At 72.5% G+C, this 23,250-nt stretch carries 23 protein-coding genes; 9 read left to right on the forward strand and 14 right to left on the reverse strand.

Translation table 11 applies throughout. The features are described 5' to 3' along the window. Positions 1 to 22: 22 nt before the first annotated feature. The 3 genes from EUA94_RS07430 (at position 23) to EUA94_RS07440 (ending at position 3,504) form a co-directional block, all read left to right on the forward strand. A complete protein-coding gene (locus tag EUA94_RS07430) occupies positions 23 to 1,555 on the forward strand; it encodes a hypothetical protein (protein WP_129426241.1) in 1,533 nt (510 codons plus the stop codon). Positions 1,556 to 1,618: 63 nt separating this feature from the next. Continuing rightward, positions 1,619 to 2,140 carry a SigE family RNA polymerase sigma factor gene (locus EUA94_RS07435; RefSeq protein ID WP_129426243.1) on the forward strand — a complete coding sequence of 174 codons (522 nt, stop codon included), beginning with the start codon at positions 1,619 to 1,621 and terminating at the stop codon, positions 2,138 to 2,140. After that, on the forward strand, positions 2,134 to 3,504 hold the full coding sequence (locus tag EUA94_RS07440) for a WD40 repeat domain-containing protein (protein WP_129426245.1): 1,371 nt from the start codon (positions 2,134 to 2,136) through the stop codon (positions 3,502 to 3,504). Before EUA94_RS07435 ends, EUA94_RS07440 begins: the two co-directional genes overlap by 7 nt. A 5-nt stretch (positions 3,505 to 3,509) precedes the next feature. Here EUA94_RS07440 and EUA94_RS07445 read toward each other — a convergent pair whose 3' ends face one another. From EUA94_RS07445 to groES, 3 genes are all read right to left on the reverse strand, one after another. Then, positions 3,510 to 4,388 carry a GNAT family N-acetyltransferase gene (locus EUA94_RS07445; protein WP_129426247.1) on the reverse strand — a complete coding sequence of 293 codons (879 nt, stop codon included), beginning with the start codon at positions 4,386 to 4,388 and terminating at the stop codon, positions 3,510 to 3,512. A 139-nt stretch (positions 4,389 to 4,527) separates the two neighbouring features. Further along, positions 4,528 to 6,153 (reverse strand): chaperonin GroEL, encoded by a 1,626-nt coding sequence (groL, locus tag EUA94_RS07450; RefSeq protein ID WP_129426249.1) that lies wholly within the window; start codon positions 6,151 to 6,153, stop codon positions 4,528 to 4,530. Positions 6,154 to 6,251: 98 nt separating this feature from the next. After that, on the reverse strand, positions 6,252 to 6,545 hold the full coding sequence (gene groES, locus EUA94_RS07455) for a co-chaperone GroES (RefSeq protein ID WP_129426251.1): 294 nt from the start codon (positions 6,543 to 6,545) through the stop codon (positions 6,252 to 6,254). Between the two features lie 201 nt (positions 6,546 to 6,746). On the opposite strand from groES, the gene EUA94_RS07460 reads away from it, so the two are divergent. Both EUA94_RS07460 and EUA94_RS07465 read left to right on the forward strand, forming a co-directional pair. Next, on the forward strand, positions 6,747 to 7,922 hold the full coding sequence (locus EUA94_RS07460) for a class I SAM-dependent methyltransferase (RefSeq protein ID WP_129426252.1): 1,176 nt from the start codon (positions 6,747 to 6,749) through the stop codon (positions 7,920 to 7,922). A 36-nt stretch (positions 7,923 to 7,958) separates the two neighbouring features. Then, positions 7,959 to 9,362, forward strand: coding sequence for a DUF1963 domain-containing protein (locus EUA94_RS07465; RefSeq protein WP_165356836.1), 1,404 nt, complete (start codon positions 7,959 to 7,961; stop codon positions 9,360 to 9,362). On the opposite strand, the gene EUA94_RS07470 is transcribed toward EUA94_RS07465, so the two are convergent. Genes EUA94_RS07470 through EUA94_RS07485 form a run of 4 tightly spaced genes read right to left on the reverse strand, consistent with a single transcriptional unit; the run spans position 9,356 to position 13,359 of the window. After that, a complete protein-coding gene (locus EUA94_RS07470) occupies positions 9,356 to 11,143 on the reverse strand; it encodes a glycoside hydrolase family 3 protein (RefSeq protein WP_129426254.1) in 1,788 nt (595 codons plus the stop codon). The two genes, EUA94_RS07465 and EUA94_RS07470, sit on opposite strands and share 7 nt — an antisense overlap. Positions 11,144 to 11,174: 31 nt before the next feature. Continuing rightward, complete coding sequence (locus EUA94_RS07475) at positions 11,175 to 11,627, reverse strand: GNAT family N-acetyltransferase (protein ID WP_129426256.1); 453 nt, start codon at positions 11,625 to 11,627, stop codon at positions 11,175 to 11,177. Further along, on the reverse strand, positions 11,624 to 12,244 hold the full coding sequence (locus EUA94_RS07480; RefSeq protein WP_129426258.1) for an MBL fold metallo-hydrolase: 621 nt from the start codon (positions 12,242 to 12,244) through the stop codon (positions 11,624 to 11,626). The genes EUA94_RS07475 and EUA94_RS07480 overlap by 4 nt, the downstream gene beginning before the upstream one ends. After that, on the reverse strand, positions 12,241 to 13,359 hold the full coding sequence (locus EUA94_RS07485) for an S-(hydroxymethyl)mycothiol dehydrogenase (RefSeq protein WP_129426259.1): 1,119 nt from the start codon (positions 13,357 to 13,359) through the stop codon (positions 12,241 to 12,243). Before EUA94_RS07485 ends, EUA94_RS07480 begins: the two co-directional genes overlap by 4 nt. 126 nt (positions 13,360 to 13,485) lie before the next feature. Here EUA94_RS07485 and EUA94_RS07490 point away from each other — a divergent pair, with 126 nt between their 5' ends. Beyond that, positions 13,486 to 14,040, forward strand: a complete 555-nt coding sequence (locus EUA94_RS07490) for a SigE family RNA polymerase sigma factor (protein WP_242494723.1) — start codon at positions 13,486 to 13,488, stop codon at positions 14,038 to 14,040. After that, positions 14,037 to 15,266, forward strand: a complete 1,230-nt coding sequence (locus tag EUA94_RS07495; protein ID WP_129426260.1) for a hypothetical protein — start codon at positions 14,037 to 14,039, stop codon at positions 15,264 to 15,266. Before EUA94_RS07490 ends, EUA94_RS07495 begins: the two co-directional genes overlap by 4 nt. 15 nt (positions 15,267 to 15,281) lie before the next feature. Here the strand turns inward: EUA94_RS07495 and EUA94_RS07500 are convergent, their stop codons facing one another. After that, entirely contained in the window at positions 15,282 to 15,893 is a 612-nt protein-coding gene (locus tag EUA94_RS07500; protein ID WP_129426261.1) for a hypothetical protein, read from the reverse strand. 131 nt (positions 15,894 to 16,024) lie between these two features. On the opposite strand from EUA94_RS07500, the gene EUA94_RS07505 reads away from it, so the two are divergent. Beyond that, positions 16,025 to 16,480 carry a hypothetical protein gene (locus tag EUA94_RS07505; protein WP_129426262.1) on the forward strand — a complete coding sequence of 152 codons (456 nt, stop codon included), beginning with the start codon at positions 16,025 to 16,027 and terminating at the stop codon, positions 16,478 to 16,480. Continuing rightward, positions 16,480 to 17,913 (forward strand): hypothetical protein, encoded by a 1,434-nt coding sequence (locus EUA94_RS22410; RefSeq protein ID WP_207210453.1) that lies wholly within the window; start codon positions 16,480 to 16,482, stop codon positions 17,911 to 17,913. The genes EUA94_RS07505 and EUA94_RS22410 overlap by 1 nt, the downstream gene beginning before the upstream one ends. Before the next feature lie 77 nt (positions 17,914 to 17,990). Here the strand turns inward: EUA94_RS22410 and tsaD are convergent, their stop codons facing one another. The 6 genes from tsaD to alr are packed head-to-tail and all read right to left on the reverse strand — an operon-like array spanning position 17,991 to position 23,248. Continuing rightward, positions 17,991 to 19,037, reverse strand: coding sequence for a tRNA (adenosine(37)-N6)-threonylcarbamoyltransferase complex transferase subunit TsaD (gene tsaD, locus EUA94_RS07515; protein ID WP_129426263.1), 1,047 nt, complete (start codon positions 19,035 to 19,037; stop codon positions 17,991 to 17,993). After that, on the reverse strand, positions 19,030 to 19,497 hold the full coding sequence (locus EUA94_RS07520) for a GNAT family N-acetyltransferase (protein WP_165356837.1): 468 nt from the start codon (positions 19,495 to 19,497) through the stop codon (positions 19,030 to 19,032). Before EUA94_RS07520 ends, tsaD begins: the two co-directional genes overlap by 8 nt. Next, positions 19,494 to 20,132 carry a tRNA (adenosine(37)-N6)-threonylcarbamoyltransferase complex dimerization subunit type 1 TsaB gene (gene tsaB, locus EUA94_RS07525; protein WP_129426265.1) on the reverse strand — a complete coding sequence of 213 codons (639 nt, stop codon included), beginning with the start codon at positions 20,130 to 20,132 and terminating at the stop codon, positions 19,494 to 19,496. Before tsaB ends, EUA94_RS07520 begins: the two co-directional genes overlap by 4 nt. A 10-nt stretch (positions 20,133 to 20,142) precedes the next feature. Further along, positions 20,143 to 21,030, reverse strand: a complete 888-nt coding sequence (gene tsaE / locus EUA94_RS07530) for a tRNA (adenosine(37)-N6)-threonylcarbamoyltransferase complex ATPase subunit type 1 TsaE (protein ID WP_129426266.1) — start codon at positions 21,028 to 21,030, stop codon at positions 20,143 to 20,145. Beyond that, entirely contained in the window at positions 21,027 to 22,094 is a 1,068-nt protein-coding gene (locus tag EUA94_RS07535) for an alpha/beta fold hydrolase (protein ID WP_129426267.1), read from the reverse strand. Before EUA94_RS07535 ends, tsaE begins: the two co-directional genes overlap by 4 nt. Then, entirely contained in the window at positions 22,091 to 23,248 is a 1,158-nt protein-coding gene (alr, locus tag EUA94_RS07540) for an alanine racemase (protein WP_129426268.1), read from the reverse strand. Before alr ends, EUA94_RS07535 begins: the two co-directional genes overlap by 4 nt. Positions 23,249 to 23,250 lie beyond the last annotated feature (2 nt).

A 23,250-nucleotide genomic window follows, 5' to 3' on the forward strand; every position in this document is an offset into this window, starting at 1 on the left:
GGTGCTCTGAGACAGTGTCGCCATGGGGATGTCGCGGGTCGTCTGGCTCTCGGCCGTCGTCGCCTTCGTCGCCCGGTTCCCCTCCCTGCTGTGGCCGCTGCGACCCGACGAGGCGGGGTTCCTGCTGGTCGCCCGCGCGTGGCGGCCCGAGGCCGACTCGGTCTACGGCCACTACTTCGTGGACCGCCCGCCCCCGATCATCTGGCTGATGCAGGCGACCGACGCCGTCGGCGGCGCGTACACCCACCGACTGGTCGGCGCGGTGGGCTGCGCACTCCTGGTGCTCGCGGCCGCGGCGGCCACTCGGGAGATCGCCCGTCGCGCGGGCCTGGTCGACCCCGCCGCCGTGCGCCGGACCACCGCATGGGTCGCGGTCGCGACCGCGGGGCTGGTCTCCAACGCCCAGATCGACCCGGTGGCCGTCAAGGGCGAGCTCCTCGGCATCCCGCTCGTGATGGCCTCGTGCTGGCTGTCGCTGCGGGCCGTACGCCGGATGTCCCCCGCGGACGCCTTCTGGGCGGGATTCCTCGCGATGCTCGCCGTCGGCCTCAAGCAGAGCATCGTGGGCGGGCTGGTGTTCGGCGGCGTCCTGCTCGTCGGGTCGGTCCTCGCCCGGCAGCTCCCGTGGCGGGCGACCTCCCGGTGCGCGCTCGCAGCGATCGCCGGCGCGGCGGTGCCGGTGGCGGCCGTCGTGGTCTGGGCACTCGTGGCCGGCGTACGCCTCGAGGCGCTCTGGTACGTCTCCGTCAGCTTCCGCTCCGACGCCAGCCGGATCATCGCGACGCAGAACGCCGAGGGCGCGACCGGCCGGATCTGGGTGCTCCTGCTCGTCTTCATCGGCGTCGGGATGCTCCTCCTGGTGGTCTGCTTCCTCGCCCAGCTCCCCGGCATGCTGCGCCTCGACGCCGTGCCGGTGGTGGCCGTCGTGGTGATGCTCGGGGTCGACCTGGTCGGGGTCGCGGTCAGCGGCAGCTACTGGATGCCCTACCTCTTCGTCCTGGTCCCGCCGCTGGCGCTGGCTCTCGCCCTGCTGCTCAGCAACGACCGCGTGCGCGGCACCCGCGACCGCGTCAACCCCGCCGCCATCGCCTTCGTCGTCGCGTCCAGCGTGGTGGCGCTCGTGGGGTGGACCGGCGCGTGGGTCGGCGGACGGGTGCCCGTCGAGGTGCGCACGGGCGAGGCGCTCGACGCGATCGCCCAGCCCGGCGACCGGGTCCTCGTCTACGGAGGCCGCGCCGACATCCAGTGGTCGACGCACGCTGCATCGCCGTACCCCTATCTCTGGTCGCTGCCGATGCGGACCCTCGACCCCGGCCTCGACGACCTCCGCTCGGTGCTCACCGGCAACAACCCGCCGACGTGGTTCGTCGAGGCGAGCTACATCAACACGTGGAGCGAACTCGGCACCCGGCCCATCGAGAGCTCGCTGATCCGCAAGTACGAGTTCGTCGTGACCGCGTGCGACCGCTACCGGATCTACCACCTCAACTCGGTCGACCCGGTCAAGGTCGACGTCGACTGCACGACGCCGTACCGGACGATCTGGGGCCGGTGATGCGGCGCCCCCATGCAACCTCCGGGGGCCCTCATCCCGTTCGGACGTACATGGAGCAAGAACATGCGTGACGAGGCGGCGTTCGTCGAGTTCGCGCAATCGGCACGCGACCGGCTGCGGCGCACGGCGTACCTGCTGTGCGGCGACTGGGACCAGGCGTCCGACTTCGTGCAAGAAGGCCTGGTCCGGGTGTACGTCCGGTGGCCGCGGCTGGAGCGCAACGGCGGCGAGCTCGCCTATGCGCGCAAGGCGGTGGTCAGTGCTTACCTCGACCACGTACGGCGGCGCTCGAGCACCGAGCGTCCGCGGGCGGCCGACCCCACGGTGGCATCCGACGAGGACGTGGCGACCGCGGTGTCGACCCGAGCGGCGCTGATGTCGGTGCTCGCCGACCTGCCGCCACGGCAGCGGGCGTGCGTGGTGCTGCGCTACTTCGAGGACCTGTCGGTCGCCGACACCGCCGCCCTGCTCGGCTGCACGGAGGGCACGGTCAAGAGCCAGACCTCCCGCGCACTGTTCTCGCTCCGGTCCATGTTCGAGGACTCGCCGTTCGGCGAGCTGGCCGAAGGAGCCGTCTCATGGTGAACGACCTGCGCGAGCTGATGCGCGATGCGAGCAGCCACCCGCCCCAGGACCGGGGCGACGTCGAGGCGCTGCTGGGTGCCGGGCGGCGCCGTGTGCGCGTACGCCGCGCCGGGATCGTGGGAGGTACGGCGCTGGCCGCGGGCGCGATCACCCTCGCGTCGTTGTCGTGGTTCAACCCCAGTCCCGCCGACCTGGCTGCCGCCGGCGTGCCCGAGGTCGCCGGTCCGAGCATCCGGCTGACCGATGCCCGGCCGGCCGTCGAGGGGCAGGACTACCGCGAGCTGACGTCGTACACCAACGACGACCTCGACGCCGACAACGGCCAGTACTTCGACGGCGTCACCGACGACGGGTTGGTCCTCTTTCGGGACGGGCCTCGGCGCGACCAGCTCTTCCCCCGGTTCGCCCTCATGGACCCCGCGACCGGAGAGAAGGACTGGCTGCCGCAGCTGGACGTCGGACAGGCCCAACTGTGGGCCGTGGAGCTGGGCGAGGACCGGCTGGTCCTGCTGAGCCCCGACGACGGTAGGACGACGAACGGCGCGTCCGACGACCCCCTGGTCCATGTCTTCGACCGGGACTCACGACGCTGGTCAACGACCTCGTGGTCCTCCCTGCCGGGACGGGGCTGGGGCGACCGGCTGCCGACCATGGGACCTGACGGCCGCCTGTACGTGCTGGTCCCGGCGACTCAGGGACAGATCCCGGAGGGCGGGTGGCCGATGGGACCGGACGGCGAGGCCGACGACGCCAACGCTGACGGTGACACGTTCGACCTGTGGTCGGTCTCGCCCACCGACCCCACCGATGTCCGCGACGAGGGGCTGCGCGTCGGAGCGATCGGCTTCAGTGGCGACGGTTCCTTGGTCTACACCGGCTCCGCCAACGGCGCTGCCGGGCGGGTGCACGTGCGCGACCTGGCGTCGGGCGAGGAGACGTCGTTCGACCCGAGGCTCGGCGAACGGTGCAACCTGCTCGGCTTCGACGCCGAGGGCGAGCGCATCGCCCTCACGCAGTACTGCGGCACCTACGAGGACGGCGTGCGCGACGACCGCATCCAGGTGGTCACCACCGAGGGCGATCCCGTCGTCACGATCCAGGACAACGGGGTCGATGGAGGTCAGCTGATCGCGGGCGGCGACTACCTGTCCCTCGTGGCGTACGGCCGGGCGACCGGCGGCACCTACGTCTACGACTTCGAGGACGGCCGGCTGCTCCGGCTCAGCGAGGGGCACTCCGCCTGGGCGGTCGGGTCCGGCCCGACTCCGGGAGACCAGTTCCTGTGGAACGAGCCGGCGGGAGGCCTGGACTCGATGTTCGGCAGGAGCGGAGCCGAGACCCACCTGGGCGAGATCATCCGCTGACGGACTCAGACCGACGCGAGGCGCCGCACCGGGATCCGTACGGTGAGCTCGTCGTCGCCCATCCGGATCCGGCCGCGGAGACCGGTGCCGAGGATCAGTGGGAGCACGGCCGGGTTGTCCGCGGCCGTGCGCACCACGATGTCGTCGACGTCGTACGACCGCGCGGCTCGCGCCGTCTCGAGCAGGAGCTTCGACCCGATGCCGCGCCGTCGCCACGCAGGATCCACGGCGAGCTCGACGTGCCAGGCGCGCTCGTCGTCGGCCCGCCAGGTCGCCGACCCGACGACGGTGCCGCCCACCGCGGCGCGCACCTCGCCCTCGCGGACGTCGTACACCGGCGCCTGGTCGCCGGCCGGCAACGGCTCCGGCACGGCCGCGGGCGCCGCGGCGGCGAGGACGTCGGCCACGAGCTCGGCCAGGGCCGTGCCGCGGGCGTGCTCGGCAGCGGTGAACGGAGCCGTACGCCGCAGCTGCACGACGACGTCACCGATCTCGAGGTCCATGGCGTCCATCAGCGGCCCGAGGCCCGAGCCCGACGGGTCCGCCTCGGCGTCGAAGAGGTGCGCCACGACGTCGGGGAAGCCGGCGGGCTCGGCGAGGATCGTCCGCGCGGCCAGCACGTAGCGGGTGGGCTGGTCGGCCAGGGCGGCCTCGGTGCACGGGAGCACGCTGACGCGGGTCCCGCCGGAGCGCTCGACGAGGTTCGCGAGATCGGCGAGGTCCCAGTCGTCGGGCGTACGCAGCACCAGCTCGTCGGTCACCCGGTCGACGCCCGGGAAGACGTGCAGGCCGAGGATGTTCACCCCGGCCGAGCCGCAGGCGGTGGTCAGCTCGGCCAGGGCACCGGGTCGGTCGTCCAGCGTCGTCCGCACTCTCCACAACATGTCGCCAGCGTGCCCGCGCGTTGTTTCGGGACGTCGACCGACGGGTTTCGGGCTCGTCACATCTGTGGCGCAGATGGCCGGACGTGCGACAGGCCCGCACCGGCGAACCGGTGCGGGCCTGTCGTGTGGAGCGGGTGGATCAGTGGCCGTGGCCGTGCCCGTGGCCGCCGCCGGCAGCAGCCGACTCGTCGTCCTCGGGCTTCTCGACGATCAGCGTCTCCGTCGTGAGCAGCATCGCGGCGATGGAGGTCGCGTTGACGAGCGCCGAGCGGGTGACCTTGACCGGGTCGAGGACGCCCTGGGCGACCAGGTCGCCGTAGGTGTCGTCGGCAGCGTTGTAGCCGTTGCCGACACCGAGCTCGCGGACCTTGGCGGTCACGACGTAGCCGTTGACGCCACCGTTCTCGGCGATCCAGCGCAGCGGCTCGTCGCACGCCTTGCGGACCACGCGTACGCCGTAGGCCTCGTCGCCGGTGAGGCCGAGGTCGCCGTCGAGCACCGAGACGGCGTGGATGAGCGCGGAGCCACCGCCGGGGACGATGCCCTCCTCGATCGCGGCGCGCGTCGCGGAGACGGCGTCCTCGATGCGGTGCTTCTTCTCCTTGAGCTCCACCTCGGTGGCGGCGCCGACCTTGATCACGCAGACACCGCCGGCGAGCTTGGCGAGGCGCTCCTGGAGCTTCTCGCGGTCCCAGTCGGAGTCGGTGTTCTCGATCTCGGCCTTGATCTGGTTGACGCGGCCCTCGACAGCGCTGCTGTCGCCGGCACCGTCGACGATCGTCGTGTGGTCCTTGGTGATGACCACGCGGCGGGCCTGGCCCAGGACCTCGAGGCCCACCTGGTCGAGCTTGAGCCCGACCTCGGGGGCGACGACCTGCGCGCCGGTGAGGGTCGCGATGTCCTGCATCATCGCCTTGCGGCGGTCACCGAAGGCCGGGGCCTTGACGGCGGCGACGTTGAAGGTGCCGCGGATCTTGTTGACGACCAGGGTCGAGAGCGCCTCGCCGTCGACGTCCTCGGCGAGGATGAAGAGCGGCTTGCCGGTCCCGATGACCTTCTCCAGCAGCGGGAGCAGCTCCTGGATCGAGGAGATCTTGCCCTGGTGCAGAAGGATGTACGGGTCGTCGAGGACGGACTCCATCGACTCCGGGTCGGAGACGAAGTAGGCCGAGATGTAGCCCTTGTCGAACTGCATGCCCTCGGTGAACTCGAGCTCGGTGCCCATGGTGTTGGACTCCTCGACCGTGATCACGCCGTCCTTGCCGACCTTGTCGAAGGCCTGGGCGAGCAGGTCACCGATGATGCTGTCGCGGCTGGAGATCGTGGCGACGGACGCCATGTCCTCGCGCGACTCGACCTCGCGGGCGGCCTCGCGCAGCGCGTCGCCGACGGCCTCGGCCGCAGCGTCCATGCCGCGCTTGAGACCCATCGGGTTGGCGCCGGCCGCGACGGCGCGCAGGCCCTCGTGGACCATGGCCTGGGCGAGCACGGTGGCGGTGGTGGTGCCGTCACCGGCGACGTCGTTGGTCTTGGTGGCCACCTCCTTGGTGAGCTGGGCACCGAGGTTCTCGAAGGGGTCGTCGAGCTCGATCTCGCGAGCGACGGTCACCCCGTCGTTGGTGATCGTGGGGGCGCCCCACTTCTTGTCGAGGACGACGTAGCGGCCCTTGGGGCCGAGCGTCACCTTGACGGCGTTGGCGAGGGCGTCGACGCCGCGCTCGAGGGCGCGCCGGGCGTTCTCGTCGAACTCCAGGATCTTGGGCATCTATGTGCTCCTAGGAAAGGGGTGAAAGGGGTTCGCCCGGACGTCATACGGAGGGCGCAAGCGATTGCCCCGTCCGTATGACGTTCCGGGCGAGGAGATCAGGAAACGACGGCGAGGATGTCGCGGGCAGAGAGGATGAGGTACTCCTGACCGGAGTACTTCACCTCGGTGCCGCCGTACTTGCTGTAGATGACCTTGTCGCCGATGGCGACGTCGATCGGGACGCGGTTGCCGTTGTCGTCGATGCGACCGGGGCCGATCGCCACGACCGAGCCCTCCTGGGGCTTCTCCTTGGCGGTGTCCGGGATGACCAGGCCGGAGGCGGTGGTCTGCTCGGCTTCGATCGCCTGGACGACGATGCGGTCCTCGAGGGGCTTGATGTTGACCGACACTTCGGATCAACCTCCACTTTCTCTTCACGAGATTTCTTGGCTGACGTGGGCCCGGGACCTGGTCGGCACGCCGTCGCGGGGGTCGCGCCGGGGCCTCGGGCATTGGCGCTCTCGGGGCGAGAGTGCCAGAACTGACGCTAGCACTCTGACCCACCGAGTGCTAGCGGCGGTCGCGGCCGGTCCGCCTGACAGGATGCGCGCGTGGAGATCGAGACGCTGGACTGGCTGCGCACGAATGAGGGCGAGCGCCTCCTCGTCCACGCGAGCCAGGCGTGGGCCGACCACCCGGGCGACCCGGTGCGGGTCGCCAGCGTCGTACGCCGCCTCGAGCCCGACGCCGAGAAGGCGGCCGCGGCCACCACGCAGGCGCAGCTGCGCGCGAAGGCAGTGGCGAAGTTCGGCAGTGCCGCGCCCGTCATGTTCTTCACCCCGGACGCGCTCGAGCAGGCGACCCGCACCCGCGTGGCCGACCACCGGGCGGCCCGCCTCGCGGCCGCGATCCCCGGCGGGAGCGTCATCGACCTGGGATGCGGGATCGGCGGCGACCTCCTGGCCTTCGCCCGGGCCGGGCTGATCGCCGCCGGGATCGACCAGGACCCCGTACGGGTCGCGATGGCCGAGGCCAACCTGGCCGCGCTCGGACTCGCGGGCGCGGTGCTCGTGGGCGACGCGACCACGATCGACACCGGCGGGTTCGACGCCGCCTTCGCCGACCCGGCACGGCGAGGAGGCCGCGGCCGGGTCTTCGACGTGGAGGGCTGGACACCGCCGTGGCCCTGGGTGCTGGACGTCCTGACCCGCCGCGCGTTGGTCAAGGTGGCGCCCGGCATCGGCCACGACCTGGTCCCGCCCGGCGTCGAGGCGGAGTGGGTCAGTGACGCCGGCGAGGTCAAGGAGGCGGTCCTGTGGTCGCCCGGCCTCGCGACGTGCGAGCGCCGCGCCACGGTGATCGGCGAGGGCGGCCTCGCGACCCTGACCGAGGACGACGACCCGGGAGCCGAGGTCCGACCGGTCGGCGCGTACCTCTACGAGCCCGACGGCGCCGTGATCCGGGCCGGGCTGGTCACCGCGGTCGCGGCCGGCATCGGCGGTGGACTGGTGGACGCGCACATCGCGTACGTCACGAGCGACGACTCCTTCCGTACGCCGTTCGCCCGGGGCTACCGCGTGCTCGAGGAGCTCCCCTACCGCGAGAAGCCGCTCAAGGCCGCGCTGCGCGAGCGCGGGATCGGCCGGCTCGCCATCAAGAAGCGCGGCGTGCAGGTCGTGCCCGAGGAGCTCCGCAAGCGCCTGGCCCTCAAGGGCGACCACGAGGGCACGCTGGTGCTCACCCGCGTCGCGGGCCAGGGCACGGCCCTGCTGGTCGAGCCGTTCTGACCTCACGGAGACGGCGCGCGGCCCACAATGTCCACCATGGGACCTGCCCTGCTCCTCCTCCTCGCGATCGTGGCTGCCGTCCTGCTGGCGGCGACGAACCGCTACGCCAAGCAGCAGCGCGAGGAGCTCGAGACCCTCGCGCCGCCCGCCTCCCTCGACTCCGTCGGCACCTGGGAGGCCGAGGTGCTGGCTGCGGAGCAGGCGGCAGCAGCAGCGCCAGCGGCACCGGGGCCGCCGGTCACTGCCCGAGCCCTGCACGCGGTCCGGGACCAGGCGGTCCTGTTCCAGCAGCACGTGCCGCCACGGGCGGACGCCCGCAGCTACTGGGGCGGCCGGCCGCGGCTGGCGCCCGGGATGGTGTGGCCGGCCTTCACGGCTCCGGATGGCACCGAAAGAGCCATGTCGTTCCTCGTGCAGATCGCCTGCGACGAACTGCCAGGCGGGGCACGACTCGGAGTCTTCCCGGACACCGGCGTGCTTCACGTCTTCCTCGACCTCGCCTGGGGCGAGCACTGGCGCTGGCGGTGCCTCTGGACGCCGGGGGACTCCGCGGCGTGGCCCGAGGCCGTACCCCCTCCGGCTCTCCCGCGCGCCTACTCCGACCGCGGCCACTGGACCTGGCCCCAGGACGACGGGGACTGGCCGCGGCTGCTCCCGCGGTGGAGCTTCACCCCGGTCCTGGTCGAGGGGACACCCGCCGACGAACCGGTCGACCCGGTGGCAGATCCGGGCGACGACGAGGGGCGCCTGTGGCCGGGGTCGATCGACCTCGCCACCGCCCTGCAGGGACTCGGGGCCGTGGTCGACCAGGTCACGCTCCCGAGAGGACGCCCCTTCGCCACCTTCCCCCACGACTGGCGGTCCGTGACGATCACGATCGGCCACCTGGCCCACCACCTCGACCGCGCCGTCCGCTGGCCCTCGATGGGCAGGGTGGACGAGGACGCGGCGGAGCGACTGCGTGGACAGCTCGCGACCTGGGCGGCACGCTCGCGCGAGCACGCCCCGGAGGAGCCGCTGACGGCCGACGAGAGCAACGAGGCCTGGCACGCGTTGCTGGAGGAGAACGCCATCGCGGGACGGGCGATGCGAGACGCGGTCCACGACTCGGTCGAGGCGACCCTCACCGACCGGCAGTCGCGCGCCGTCCTGCCCGAGGAGGCGATCGATCTGGTGCGCTCGCGCCACGCTCTGGCGAGCCGCAACCCGGAGACCGGGTACGTCCACGTGAACACCCCGGACCGCATGCTCGCGGCACCCACCTGCGTCCAGGTGGAGGGCGACGCGCGCGCCGCGGAGTGGCTCCTGCTGCTGGAGGTGTCCAGCCTCCCGGGCATCGGTCATGAGTTCGGCGAGGGCGTGCTCCAGTTCTGGATCCGACCGGACGACCTCGCCGCCCGTCGGTTCGAGCGCGTCGAGCTGACGGGCGAGGCCTACTGACCGCAGCCGGCGCGGGACACGCCGGCCACCTTGACCGGGAGCCGACCCGGCGCGGCGGCCCGGCCGAGCAGCACGTCGACCAGCACCTCCATCGCGCCGGCCGTGTCGCCGTAGGTCGCGATGCGGGTGGGGGCACCGACCTGCCCGAGCACCCACGGGCTGTCCGTGGCCACCGCGACGTCGCCGTCGACCGGCGCGTCGTGGAAGCCGGAGAACCCGATGCCCGTCCCGGCCGAGAGCCGGGTGTCCTCGCGGGCGTTCCAGGCACCGAGGCGGCGTACGCGCCCGGCCTCGTCCTTCTTCCAGGCCCGCACGCGCAACTTGTAGTGCCGCTTGCCCTCCTTGGCCTTGCGCTCCGGCCGCGGAACGGCGGTGCCGAGACGGTCGGGCGGTGGCCGGCGCTGGAGGACGGTGAGGCCGGCCCCGATGGCGGCGGCCGCGAAGGTGGCGACGGCGCCCGGGTCGCCGTAGGGGTGGACCGTGGTGTCGACCAGGGCTCCCGAGCAGGCCCCGTCCGTGACGGTGATGGCTGCTGCCGAAAGGCTGCGCGAGGCGGCGCGGGCCGACCCGACGGCCTTGCCCTTCGCCCCGGCGAGGTGCGTGAGGAGGGCGATCTGCCGCGCGGCGGACTGCTCCAACCGGCGGCGCGCGAGCGACCCGGACCTGACGGCCTCGACCAGGGCCGTACGCGCGAGCGCGGGCGACTGCGGCATCAGCAGCACGTCGGCGCCGGCGCGCATCGCCTGGACCGCGACCCGGCCCGGCGGGCGACCGCGGGTGACGCCGGCCATCCGGAGGGAGTCGGTCACCACGAGACCGTCGAAGCCGAGCTCGTCGCGGAGCAGGCCGGTCACGACCTTGCGCGACAGCGACGAAGGCACGCGCGGGTCGATCGCCCGGACGTCGATGTGCCCGACCATCACCGACGGCAGCCCGGCCTCGACCGCCTCGCGGAAGGGCACGAGGTCGGAGGACTCGAGGTCCTTCAGCGACTTGGTCTGCACGGGAAGGGTCAGGTGGCTGTCGGCGGGCACGGACCCGTGGCCGGGGAAGTGCTTGATCACCGGCAGCACCCCGGACTCCGCGAACCCGGTGCTCGCCGCGACGACGTGCTCGGCCACGGTGGCCGGCCTCGACGAAGGGGATCGGGACCCGATCGTGGGGTCCCCCGGGCCGGAGGTGACGTCGGCGTCGGGCGCGAAGTCGACGGTGAACCCGAGCCCACGCAGCTCGGCACCGCTGGCGGCGTACGCCCGCCGCGTGAGCGTGGGGTCGCCCGCCGCTCCGGCGCTCATGAAGGTCGGGAACCGGGTGGCCGCGCGACGCAGGCGCTCGACGACGCCACCCTCCTGGTCGACGCCGAGGAACAGCGGCCACTTCCGCCTGACCTGGCGGGTGAGGGCGGCGTTCACACCGGAGATCTGGGCGGCCGAGGCGACGTTGGAGTCGAACGCGATCACTCCGCCGAGGTGGAGGTCCCGCACCATCGCCACCGGCGCCCGGGTGCCGGTCCAGTCGGCGACGATCACCTGGCCCGCGAGGTCGGGGAGCCGCATTCGGCCGACGATCTGGGCCGCGCGGTCGAGCTCGGTGCGGTCCGGGCCCCATCCCTCATCGAGCCCGAGCTCCTCCGAGGGGGTCGGTGGGACCGTGGGCGTCGCGCTGGCCGCGGCGCTGCGCGCCTCCTCGTCCTTGACCGGCGCGGCACCGTCGCCGCTGCACGCCGCGGTCGACGCGACCAGCGCGAGCGTCGCGAGGAGCGCGGTCAGGCGGGCGGACATCCCGTCATGGTGGCACGACCCACGGACGAGCTCACCTGCCGTGCCGCTCCGGTCGCTCCCACGGCCAGTCCGCCTCGAGCCACGCCGCCACGGCGTCCGCGAGGGGTACGTCGAGCTCGGCCCGGTCGGCGCGTACCCACGACTGCACGTCGACGTCGTGCTCCGTCGACCTCGTCGGGTAGAGGTAGACGCACCCGATGACCTCGTCCGTGGCCGGGTCGAGCACGGTGAACGTGAACCCCTTGCGTGCCTCGAAGTCGGCCGCGTGCCGGGTCAGGTCGCCGAGGTTGGCCTCGGAGGACATCCCGCCGACGGGCGGCCAGCGCCCGTCCGGGTAGCCCGGCGTCGAGCGGATGTGCTCGATGCTCGAACCCCAGGCGGCGAGGTCGGAGTCGTTGTGCTGCGGCCCCAGCGGCTCCAGCCGGAACGCGTCGGCCACCAGAGCCCTCGGGGCCACGAAGTCCGGCGGGACGAAGTCGGTCACAGGTTCGCCTTCTCCGCACCGATCGTGGTGTCCGGGCCGTGGCCGGTGTGCACGACCGTGTCGTCGGGGAGGTCGAAGAGCTTCGAGCGGATCGAGCGCACGATGAGGTCGGAGTCGCTGAACGACCGGCCGGTCGCTCCCGGGCCGCCCTCGAAGAGGGTGTCGCCGGTGAAGACGCAGCCCAGGTCGTGGACGTAGAGGCAGACCGCACCGGGCGCGTGGCCGGGCGTGTGGATCACCGTGACCGCGGCGCCACCGATGGTCAGCGTCATCCCGTCAGAGAGGTCGACGTCCCACAGTTCGGCCCCCTCCTCGTCGCCGCCGTGGGTGAGCTCCCACAGGGGACGGTCGTCGGGGTGCAGCAGGATCGGCGCGCCCGTGGCCACGCGCAGCGCCGGAGCGACGCGTACGTGGTCGTCGTGCGCGTGCGTGCACACGATGGCCTTCACCGCACGGCCCCCGACGAGGCGGAGGATCGCGTCGACGTCGTGCGGGGCGTCGATGACGAGGCACTGCTCGTCGTCACCGATCACCCACACGTTGTTGTCCACCTCGTGGGTCTCGCCGTCGAGGCTGAAGGTCCCGGAGACGACGGCGTGGTCGACACGTGCGCTCACAGGACCACGACCGAGCGCAGGACGGTGCCGGAGTGCATCTTGTCGAAGGCCGCCTCGACGTCGCCGAGGCTGATCTCCTCGGTCACGAACGCGTCCAGGTCGAGCCGCCCCTGCTGGTAGAGGTCGACGAGCATCGGGAAGTCGCGTGACGGGAGGCAGTCGCCGTACCACGACGACTTCAGCGCGCCGCCGCGTCCGAAGACGTCGATGAGCGGGATCTCGGGGATCTTCATGTCCGGCGTCGGCACGCCGACGAGGACGACGGTGCCGGCCAGGTCGCGGGCGTAGAACGCCTGCTTCCACGTCTCCGGGCGGCCGACCGCATCGATGACGACGTCGGCGCCACCCTCGTGACCCGTCGCGTCCGGCGGCGGGGTCAGCGACCGGATCGCCTCGACCGGGTCTGCGTCCTTCGAGTTCACCGTGTGCGTCGCGCCCATCTTCTTCGCGAGCTCGAGCTTCTTGTCGTCGATGTCGACCGCTATGATCCTCGACGCACCGGCCAGCACCGAGCCGGCGATCGCGGCCATGCCGACGCCACCGCACCCGATGACGGCGACCGTCGAGCCGCGCCCGACGTTGCCGGTGTTGATCGCCGCGCCGAGACCGGCCATCACGCCGCACCCGAGCAGGCCGACGGCCGCGGCACGGGCCGACGGGTCGACCTTGGTGCACTGGCCCGCGGCGACGAGCGTCTTCTCCGCGAAGGCGCCGATGCCGAGTGCGGGCGAGAGCTCCGTGCCGGCCAGGTCGCCCTCGGCGAGCGTCATCTTCTGGGTGGCGTTGTGGGTCGCAAAGCAGTACTGCGGCTCGCCGCGGTTGCAGGCCCGGCAGTCGCCGCACACCGCGCGCCAGTTGAGGACGACGAAGTCGCCCGGCGCCAGCCCGGTGACGTCCGGGCCCACGCTCTCCACGACGCCCGCGGCCTCGTGGCCGAGCAGGAAGGGGAACTCGTCGTTGATCCCGCCCTCGCGGTAGTGCAGGTCGGTGTGGCACACCCCGCAGGCCTGGACCTGCACCACGGCCTCGCCCGGCCCGGGGTCGGGCACGTTGATGGTGGTGAGCTGCACCGGCTCGCCCTGGGCGAGTGCGACGACGGCCTTGACCTGCTGCATGCGATGTCTCCTGTGTAGGTCGGGAGCCACGAGCCTCCCAAACAGATGCAACCTCCGTCGACCCGGCCGCGTCCTCACCCCGACACGCCCCGTTCCGGGGCATCGGGTTCAGGCAGGAGGCGGACGGTGAGCGCGACACTCGTCGACATGGGTTCCCAGGACCGACGCACCGACAAGGACGCCGACTTCTCGGCGTACATGTCCGCTCGTCAGCCCGCCCTCTACCGGACGGCGTACCTGCTCACCGGCGACCACGCCGGCGCCGAGGACCTCCTCCAGAACGCCTTCGCCAAGCTCTACCTGTCCTGGGACAGGATCCGGGACCGTGGGGCGCTCGACGGCTACGTCCGGCGGGTGATGGTCAACGAGAACAACTCGCTGTGGCGCCGCGCATGGAAGCGCCGCGAGCACTCGACCGACACGATGCCGGAGACCGGCACCACCGACACGTACGACGACGGGATGGGCGGGGCCCTCTGGTCCTTCGTCCAGACCCTGCCGCCCAAGCAGCGGGCCGTCGTGGTGCTGCGCTACTACGAGGACCTCAGCGAGGCCGAGATCGCCGAGGAACTGGGCATCTCCCCCGGCACCGTCAAGTCCCAGGCCAGCCGCGCCCTCGCCGCGCTGCGGGCCCGCGCCCCCCGCTCCCTCAACCCCCACGAGACCGGAGACGCACGATGAGCAACACTCCCCTCGAGGACCAGGTCCACGACGCCCTGCACCGCAGGGTCGACTCGATCCAGCACGCGCCCCTCACCGTCACCGACGTACGCCACCGCGCTCGCCGCATCCAGCGCCGCCGAACGGCGGTGGCCGGAGTGGCCGTCGCCGCGGTCCTCGCCATCGCGATCCCGTTCGGCCTCTCCGCCACCGGCTCCGGGCAGCGCAGCGACGTGCCACCCGCGACGCAGCCGCCGAGCCCGACCCCGACCCTGCAGCTGGGCAGCACCGTGATGGTGGACCCGCGCGGCGCCGAGGTGGTCGAGGAGACCCCCGTCCCGCTCCTGGACGTCGACGCCCCCAGCCTCATCACCCCCGACGGCACGACCGACCTGCCGCACGTCTACGACACCATCACGCCCTACCTGGACGGCTACGTCGGCGTCGCTCTCAACGACCAGCCCGGCGTGCCCCCGGTCGCGATCGAGTTCTTGGGCGCCGACCTCCGGGTCGACGACGGTGGCAGTCCCACCGGCGGACTCATCGTGAGCCCGGACGGGCGGAGGATCGGCTGGTCGGAGTACGACGGCACCCGCTGGCGAGTCTTCGTCGCCGACCCTGCCGGCCAGGTGGAGTGGGTCGAGACCACGTTCCCGCCGTCGGCCGAGACCGAGACGGTGATACCCGTCGGCTTCGTCTCGGACGAGGCGGTGGCGGTGCGGGCGATGTACGACCTCGGCGACACCAAGACCTTCGTCGCCGGCGGCGGGCAGCCGGTCGAGGTGCAGGGCCTGCTGCAGGCCGACGCGGCCTCCCCCTCGCTCGGCGTCGTCGCGGGGATCACCGAGTTCCGACCGCAGGGGACCTGCTTCGGTGTCGTGGACGCCATCGCCCGCGACGGCGACCCTGTGTGGACCACCTGCGACCACCGGCTCGGGCCGTTCAGCGCCGGCGGTGCCTACGTGGTCGGCATCAGCGCGGAGGCCGACGGCAACGGCTCGCCGACCATCACGGTGCTCGACGCGGCCACCGGCAAGGAGGTCGTCACCTTCGAGGCCGTCCTGCCGCGCCGCACGGTCGGCGGGTTCTGGACCCAGATGGCCTGGGTCGGCGACGAGGCGCTCGTGGTCAGGATGTTCAGCGGGGACGACTACTTCATGATGCGGCTCGGCCTCGACGGCTCCGTGCAGCGCATCGGCATCCCGAGTGCTGGCGTGTCCGGCCTGCAGGTGGCCGTGCCGAGCTGATGTCCCTGCGGCGCCTCAGCCGTCGCGCGGGCTCGGGCTCTGGTAGGTCGCGACGATCGAGTCGACGATCTCCGTCTGGCGCTCGGCCGAGAGCGCGTTGGGCAGCTGGATGTTGAGCTCGACGATCCACCCCGAGTCCCAGGTCCCCATCACGTGCTCGGTGAGGAACTTGTTGGCCTCGGCCGTGTAGTAGAACGCGCTGAGCCCGCCGAGCACCGTCCTCGGCTGCTCCTCGAACCCCCGGGGCTTGGCGCCCGGCTGCCACGACTTCCGCGTGGATGCGGCGATCGACACCTGCTCGCTCGAGGGGACCAGCCCCAGCAGCATCCCGCCCGAGCGGCCGTCGTCGACGGGCCCGATGGCCGTCGCGGCGATGAGGAACTCGTTGTTGATCCGCCACTTCTTCGGCGCGTTGACCCGGAACCCCTTCAGCTCGATCTCGACGCCGGTGGCCGGCTCCACCGTCGGCGTCGGCTCCGGCTCCGGGGCGTCGGAGGGGGTGGAGTCGCTCGAGGAGGGGCTCGAGGACGGACTGTCCGAGCCGGCGCCCGGGGACTCACCACCGCCGCCGCACCCCGCCGCCACCAGTGCCAGCCCAGCCGCGGCCAGTGCTCCGCGTCGCCTCATGCCCACGTCTCCCCGAGTCGTCCCAACGTCGTACGCCCTGACCGTAGCCGACCTCGTCGAGGATCTGCGCCTCGCGACACATCGTGCGAAAATCCCCACCACGACGTGTTTCACCGCCCTCGGAGGCGGGAATGGGGGACAACATGCTGATGGCGGACATCGGGCTGGTGGCGAATGCCTTGACGGCCCTCAACGTGGATCCGGACCTCGTGGCCGAGGTGACGGAGATGTTGCTCGACAACTCCGACGACCTCAAGAGCCACATCGTCACGGACGTGGCCCCGGGCTGGTTCGGTGGCTCGAGCAACGCGCACCGCATCGGCGTCAACACCAAGATGGCCCACCAGGCCGTCGAGGAGGAGTTCCAGAAGCTCGCCGACTCCCTGCGGGGCTACAGCGAGGCGATCAACCTGTGGGCCAACGAGGTGCGCGACGTCGACGGCACCAGCAACGCCGAGATGGTCCAACGGCAGACCGCCCTCGAGCAGGTCAACACCACGCTCGACCATGCTCGCGACGAGTCCGGTGACAACAACATGGGCGACGGCAGCTACACCGAGCCCACCACCAGCGGGAGTGGCGCCTGATGAGCATCGGTCCCGAGCGCGCCAAACTGCGCCAGTACCTCCAGGGTGCGCGGCACGACGCCACCGGCGATGCCGGTCTCAACTGGTTCTCGAGCGGCGAGTTCCTCGACAAGGTCTCCCAGGCGATGATCGCCGGCGCGAAGACCGCCACTGGCGACAAGACCGGCGGGACGGGCCTGTCGGGCGTCACCGCACAGGCCGTGCTCGAGGCCTTCCAGGTGTCCGCGACCTCCATGCAGGACAAGTCCGTCAAGATCCAGGCCGCCGGCACCGCCCTCCAGGAGACCGCCGAGGTGATGCGCAAGGCCGAGGAGGCCGAGGCCACGATGGACGTGCTGGAGCAGCCGCCCGCCTACTCCGCGCCGAACTACTCCCCCGGCTACCAGCCCACCCCTGCCGAGATCACGGCAGAGGGCGACAAGCGCTCGGCCGCCAACGCCAAGATGACGACGTACACCACGCAGCGCGCCGAGCAGGAGGGCGCCGCGTCCGACTGGTCGCAGAAGATGGACACCGCCTTCGTCACCGCGATCCCGCCGATGCAGGAGATCCACGGCGAGCCCGACCCGACGGAGCCGCCGCCTCCGGTTCCCGGCACCCCGGGCACGCCCGGAACCCCCGGAACCCCCGGCACCCCTGGCACGCCGACCGACCCGACGCCGAAGGACCCCGACCCCAAGGACCCCGATCCGGATCCCGATCCCGACCCGGACCCTGACCCTGACCCGGACCCCGATCCCGACCCGGATCCCGACCCGGACCCGGATCCCGACCCCGACCCCAAGGACCCGAAGCCCCTTCCGAACCCGAACCCGACTCCCGGGCCGACCACCACGGTCATCGGGTCGTCGCAGAGCGGCATCACCTACAACCCCACGAGCGGCACCGTCTCCGCGCCGGTCTCGGCCGGCACCGGTCCGTCGGCGGGTGCCTCGGCAGCCGCACTGGGTGCGGCGGGCGGTGCGGGCGGCATGGCCGCTGGCGCCATCCGGCCCGGCGCGGTCCCGACATCAGCGACGCGCGGCGCCACCCCGGTCCGGGCCATCGGCTCGACGGGGCGTGCCGGCAGCGCCGGCGCCCTGTCGCGGTCTGCCGGCTCCGCAGGCTCCACCGCCGGTCGCGCCGGCTCGGCCGGCAGTCCGGCCTCACGCGGTGCGGGTTCCGCCGGTGGTCGCGGCGCGGCTTCGGGCAGCACGTCCGGTCGCGGCAGCGCCGGTGGACGCGGCAGCGCCGGTGGCCGCAGTGCGGGCTCCAGCGCAGGTTCGCGCTCGGGTGGGCGCGGCTCGAGCGGCGCGCGTGGCACCGGAGCAGGCGGCGCCTCGGGCAAGGGTGGCCGCAAGGGCGAGGACGAGAAGACCACCGATCGTGACAGCCTGGTCTACGACCAGGACTGGCTCGGCGACGACGACGTCGCACCCGGCGTTCTCGACTGAGGCACCACCTCAGTCGCGAACGTCACGATGCAGGTCCCCGCTCTCGGGCGGGGACCTTCGTCATGTGCAGGCCCGCTTCAGGCGACGACGGTCGTGATCGGTTGCGACGAGTCGGCCGGCAGGTCCAGGAGCGAGGGCGTACGTCCGCGCGCGACGAGCTCGGCGCCGAGGGCGGCGACCATCGCGCCGTTGTCGGTGCACAGCCCCGGACGCGGGACCCGGACCCGGATGCCGGCGGCGGAGGCGCGTTCCTCGGCCATCGCGCGGAGCCTGCTGTTGGCGGCGACCCCGCCGCCGATCAGGATGTCCTCGATGCCGCGACTGGAGGCCGCGTCGACCGCCTTGCGGGTCAGCACGTCGCAGACGGACTCCTGGAACGAGGCGGCCACGTCGGCCACGTCGATGGTGATGCCGGCACGCTGCTGGGCCTCGACCCAGCGGGCCACGGCGGTCTTGAGCCCCGAGAAGGAGAAGTCGAACCGGTGCCGCTCGAGGTCGCGCCGGTTCGAGAGCCCGCGCGGGAAGTCGATCGCGACGCTGTTGCCGCTCCGCGCCACCCGGTCGATGTGCGGTCCGCCAGGGAACGGCAGTCCGAGGAGCCTCGCGACCTTGTCGAAGGCCTCCCCCGCGGCGTCGTCGATGGTCGCGCCCATCGGCTCGACCCCGACGGTCACGTCGTGGACCTCGAGCAGGCTGGAGTGTCCTCCGGAGACGAGCATGGCCAGGCACGGCTCGGGCAGCGGCCCGTGCTCGAGCTGGTCGACGGCCACGTGCGCGGCGAGGTGGTTGACCCCGTAGATCGGCTTGCCGAGGCCGAGGGCGAGCGCCTTGGCGCTCGCCACGCCGACGAGCAGCGCGCCGGCGAGGCCGGGTCCGCTCGTGACGGCGACGGCGTCGATGTCGTGCAGCGAGATCCCTGCCGTCTCGACCGCCCGCTCGATCGTGGGCACCATCGCCTCCAGGTGCGCCCGGCTGGCCACCTCGGGCACGACGCCGCCGAAGCGGGCGTGCTCCTCGACGCTGCTCGCGACCGTGTCGGCGAGCAGCGTGTGCCCACGTACGATCCCGACGCCCGTCTCGTCGCACGACGTCTCGATGCCGAGGACGAGGGGTCCGTCAGTCATTCCTCGTCGCCGTCTCCGCGCGGGCGGCGCCGGGCAGCCAGCGGCACATGACCAGCGCCTCGGACCCGTCGCGGTAGTAGTGCGGGCGGACGTCGATCACGCTGAACTGGCGCGCGACGTAGAAGCCGAGCGCGGAGGCGTTGGAGACGCTCACCTCGAGCAGCATCCGCGAGGCATCGTCGGTGTCGACGAGCAGCTCGTCGAGCAGGCGCGAGGCGAGGCCCGTACGTCGCGACTCCGCGCGTACGGCGATGCGCAGCAGGTCGACGATGTCGCCGGCCGTCATCGTCACCGCATAGCCGTCGAGTCGGCCCGCGCCGTCCTCGGAGACGACGAACCGGCGTCCGGGCCCCTCGATCTCCTGCCGGACCAGGGCCTCGTTCCACGCATCGTCGCCGAAGAGCTCCTCCTCGAGCGCGGCGAGGGCCGGGAGGTCGGCCAGGACGGCAGGTCGGATCACGAGACCGGCTTTCTGGGTGCTCCTGCGACCGCGTCGGGGCGCCGCAGGTAGAGGGGTTCGGGGTCGACCAATTCTACGAGCTCTCCGATGACGCCGCTGGCCAACCAGCCAGCACTCGGCCGAACGGGTGCGATCGGGTGGGGAAAGTGCTCGGGATACAGCACGGGGCCCGCGCCCGCGACCGGGGCGTCGGTGGCGACCTCGGCCGGGCGGGTGACCACCGGCCCTTCCAGACGTCGACCGTCGGCGTCGTACGAGGCGAGGTAGACCTCCTTGCGGCGCGCATCGGTGGCGACGAGGAAGCTCCCCGGCGTCGTCGAGGTGCCGACGACCTCCAGCGCGACGGCGTCGAGCGAGCAGACGCCGTACACCGGGATCTCCAGCACGAAGCCGAGCGTGCGGGCGGTGACGATGCCGACGCGCAGGCCGGTGAACGGTCCCGGCCCGACGCCCACGGCGATCGAGGTGAGGTCCTGCCGGACGATGCCGGCGTCCTCCATCGCCCGTGCGATCAGCGGGGCGAGGTGCTCGCCGTGCTTCATCGGCTGCTCGGAGGAGTGCTCGACGACGACGCGCTCCCCGTCGTGGAGCGCGACGCTCACGAGCGGGGTCGCGGTGTCGAGGGCGAGGAGCACGGCGACGAGGCTACTGTCCGATGACCCAGCGCAGTGAAACGCGCCGGGGATCGAGCTCGTCGTCCGCCGCGTGACCCACCGCGCGCTCGATCACCACGTCGAGCCGCGAGTCGGCCAGGCCCTCGGCGAGGCCGGAGCCCCACTCGACGACCGTCACCGCCGAGTCGAGCGAGGTGTCGAGGTCGAGGTCGTCCAGCTCGTCGAGGCCGCCGAGGCGGTATGCGTCGACGTGGACCAGGTCGGGGCCGTCCACGAGCGACGGGTGGACCCGGGCGATCACGAACGTCGGCGAGGTGACGGCGCCGCGGACCTCGAGCCCGGCGCCGAGCCCCTGGGTGAAGGTGGTCTTCCCGGCCCCGAGCTCGCCCGTGAGGACGACGAGGTCGCCGGCCCCGAGGCTGCGACCGACCCGCTCGCCCAGCAGTCGCATCGTGTCCGCGTCCGGGGCGTCGAAGGTCGTGCCCAGCCAGAGGGCGAGCTCGACGTACGGACTGGTCCGGCCGGTCACCACGAAGTCGTGGCGCTCCCAGAAGCCGACCGTCTCGGGCAGCTCCTCGCGCGCGACGACCTTCACCGCCGAGCGTCCGGCGGCCGCGTCGACGGCCGCCTCCACCAGCGCGGTGGCCACACCGCGGCCCTGCGCACCGGGCGTGACGCCGAACCGGCGCAGCACCAGGCCGTCCGGCGCCGGGTCGAGCACGACGCATCCGACGGGCACGTCGTCGATCGTCGCGAGGAAGCCGCCTCGACGTCCGAGCAGCCGGGCGATGGAGTCGACGTCCTCGCCGAGCGCGTCGGCGGGCGGGTCGAGGGCCGGGCGGGCGCCGAACGCCTCCCGCACGACCGCCAGCACGTCGGCAGCGGCCTCCGGCCCGACTCGGCGTACGACGACGCTCACCGCAGCGCCTGCCCCTGGGCCAGCGAGATGAGGTCGTCGAGCTCCGCGGTGACCTGCTTGTGCTGCTCGAGCAGCACCATGTGGCCGGCCCCCTCGCACTCCAGCAGGCTCGAGCCGCGGATGCGGCTGTGCAGCTTGCGGCTGTGGCCGACCGAGGTGATCTTGTCCTCCGTGCCGCAGATGACGGCCGTCGGCACGCGACCGAGCGGCTCGAGGCGGTCGAAGTGGTCGAGCGTCGCGAACGCGGGGTAGAAGTCCGCGACCACCGCGAAGGGGGTGGCGTTGAGCATCGAGTAGACGAACTCCACGTACGACGCCGGCACCGGGTCGGTGCCGAAGGCGTAGCGGTCGGTGACCACATCCGCCACAGCATGCCCCCACGAACGGGCGAGGTCGACCACCCGGTGGCCGCGGTCGAGGGTGCGAACCGCCCGTCCCATGAAGCGTCCGCCGAGGCCGAGCGGCAGCATCGGGAACAGGATGCGACCCGGGTCGAGGCCGCCTGCGGTCGTCGAGACGAGCGCCGTGCCGATGACCTTGTCACCGAACAGCTCGGGGTGGTGCTCGGCCAGCGAGACCACGGTCATGCCACCCATCGAGTGGCCCACGACCACGCACGGGCCGGGGACGGTGTCCTCGATGACGCGGCGCAGGTCGTGGCCGAGCTGGTCGATCGTGCAGTGGGCCTCGTCCGACCTCGCCGACCGGCCGTGGCTGCGCTGGTCGTAGAAGACGGTGCGGACCTGCCCGCGGTACGCCGCCCGCTGGAAGTGCCAGCTGTCGAGATTCAGGGAGTAGCCGTGCACGAAGACGATGGTGAGGTCGTCGTCGGTCGACGCCCGTCCCCCGAAGTCGGCCGGCTCGTCGATCTCGACGTGCAGGTCGAGCGCGTCGTCGGCGACGACGACCCGCCGTGCGCTGCGCAGCCCGCCGAACTCGACCTTCTCCCCGGCGGCGCGGTTGCCGATGATCCGGCTCTGCCGGGCGATGCCGACCGCGCCGGCCGCGGCGGCCAGGCCTGCCGCTCCGACCACGGTGCCGAAGATGCGGCCCTTGATGCTCATCGGGTGCGTTCCTCGTTGTCGCCGTTCTCACTGTCGACGTGGCGCCGGGACAGCCGGCCGCCGATCCGGGTCACGACCTCGTAGTTGATGGTGCCGGCGGCCTCCGCCCAGTCCTGGGCGGTCGGCTCACCGCGGTCACCCGGGCCGAACAGCACCACCTCGGTGCCGGCCGGCGGCAGCTCGCCGTGCAGGTCGATGACGAACTGGTCCATGCACATCCGGCCGCGGATCGGGCGCAGCGAGTCCTCGACCCAGACCGAGGCCGTGTTGCCGGCCGTACGCAGGATGCCCTCGCCGTAGCCGGCGGGCACGACGCCGACGCTGGTGTCGTGGTCGGCGACCCAGGTGTGGCCGTAGGAGACGCCGTCGCCTGCCGCGAGGGGCTTGCTCAACACCAGCCGGGCGCGCACCGTCATCGCCGGCCGCAGACCGAGCCGCGGCGTCACACCGGGCGCGGGGTCGAGGCCGTACACCGCGATGCCGCAGCGGACCAGGTCGAAGTGCGACGACGGGCGCAGGATCGTGGCCGCCGAGTTGGCGAGGTGGGTGACGTCGGGGTCCAGGCCGGCGGAGGCGGCCAGCGCGAGGGCCTCTCGGAACGCGGCCTCCTGCTGGTCGTTGGCGGGGTGGGCCGGCTGGTCGCTGCAGGCGAAGTGCGACCAGATCCCTGTGACGGTGATCCGGCCCGCGCGCTCGAGGTCGCTGGCGGTGGCGAACAGGTCGTGCCAGTCGGCGCGCGCTGCGCCGCCACGGGACAGGCCGGTGTCGACCTTGATCTGGACGCGCGCGGGACCGACCGCGCCGATCGCCTGGAGCTCGTCGACGGAGTACGCAGTGACCTCGACGCCGGCCGCCACGGCTGCCGCGAAGTCGTCGCCCGGCGCACTCAGCCAGGAGAGCAGCGGACCACGATCGCCGGCCGCACGCAGCGCGAGGGCCTCGTCGATCGTCGCGACGCCCAGCCAGTCGGCGCCGGCGTCGCGCGCCGCCTCGGCGGCCTCGACCATGCCGTGGCCATAGCCGTCGGCCTTGACCACCACCATCAGCTGCACCGGGGCGTCGACCGTCACCAGGTCCTTGAGGATCCGGACGTTGTGGCGGATGGCGGCGAGGTCCACCACGATCTCGGCGCGCGAGGGCACGGGATCGGTCATGG

It is taken from the genome of Nocardioides zhouii (assembly GCF_004137345.1).
Taxonomy (GTDB): Bacteria; Actinomycetota; Actinomycetes; order Propionibacteriales; family Nocardioidaceae; genus Nocardioides; species Nocardioides zhouii.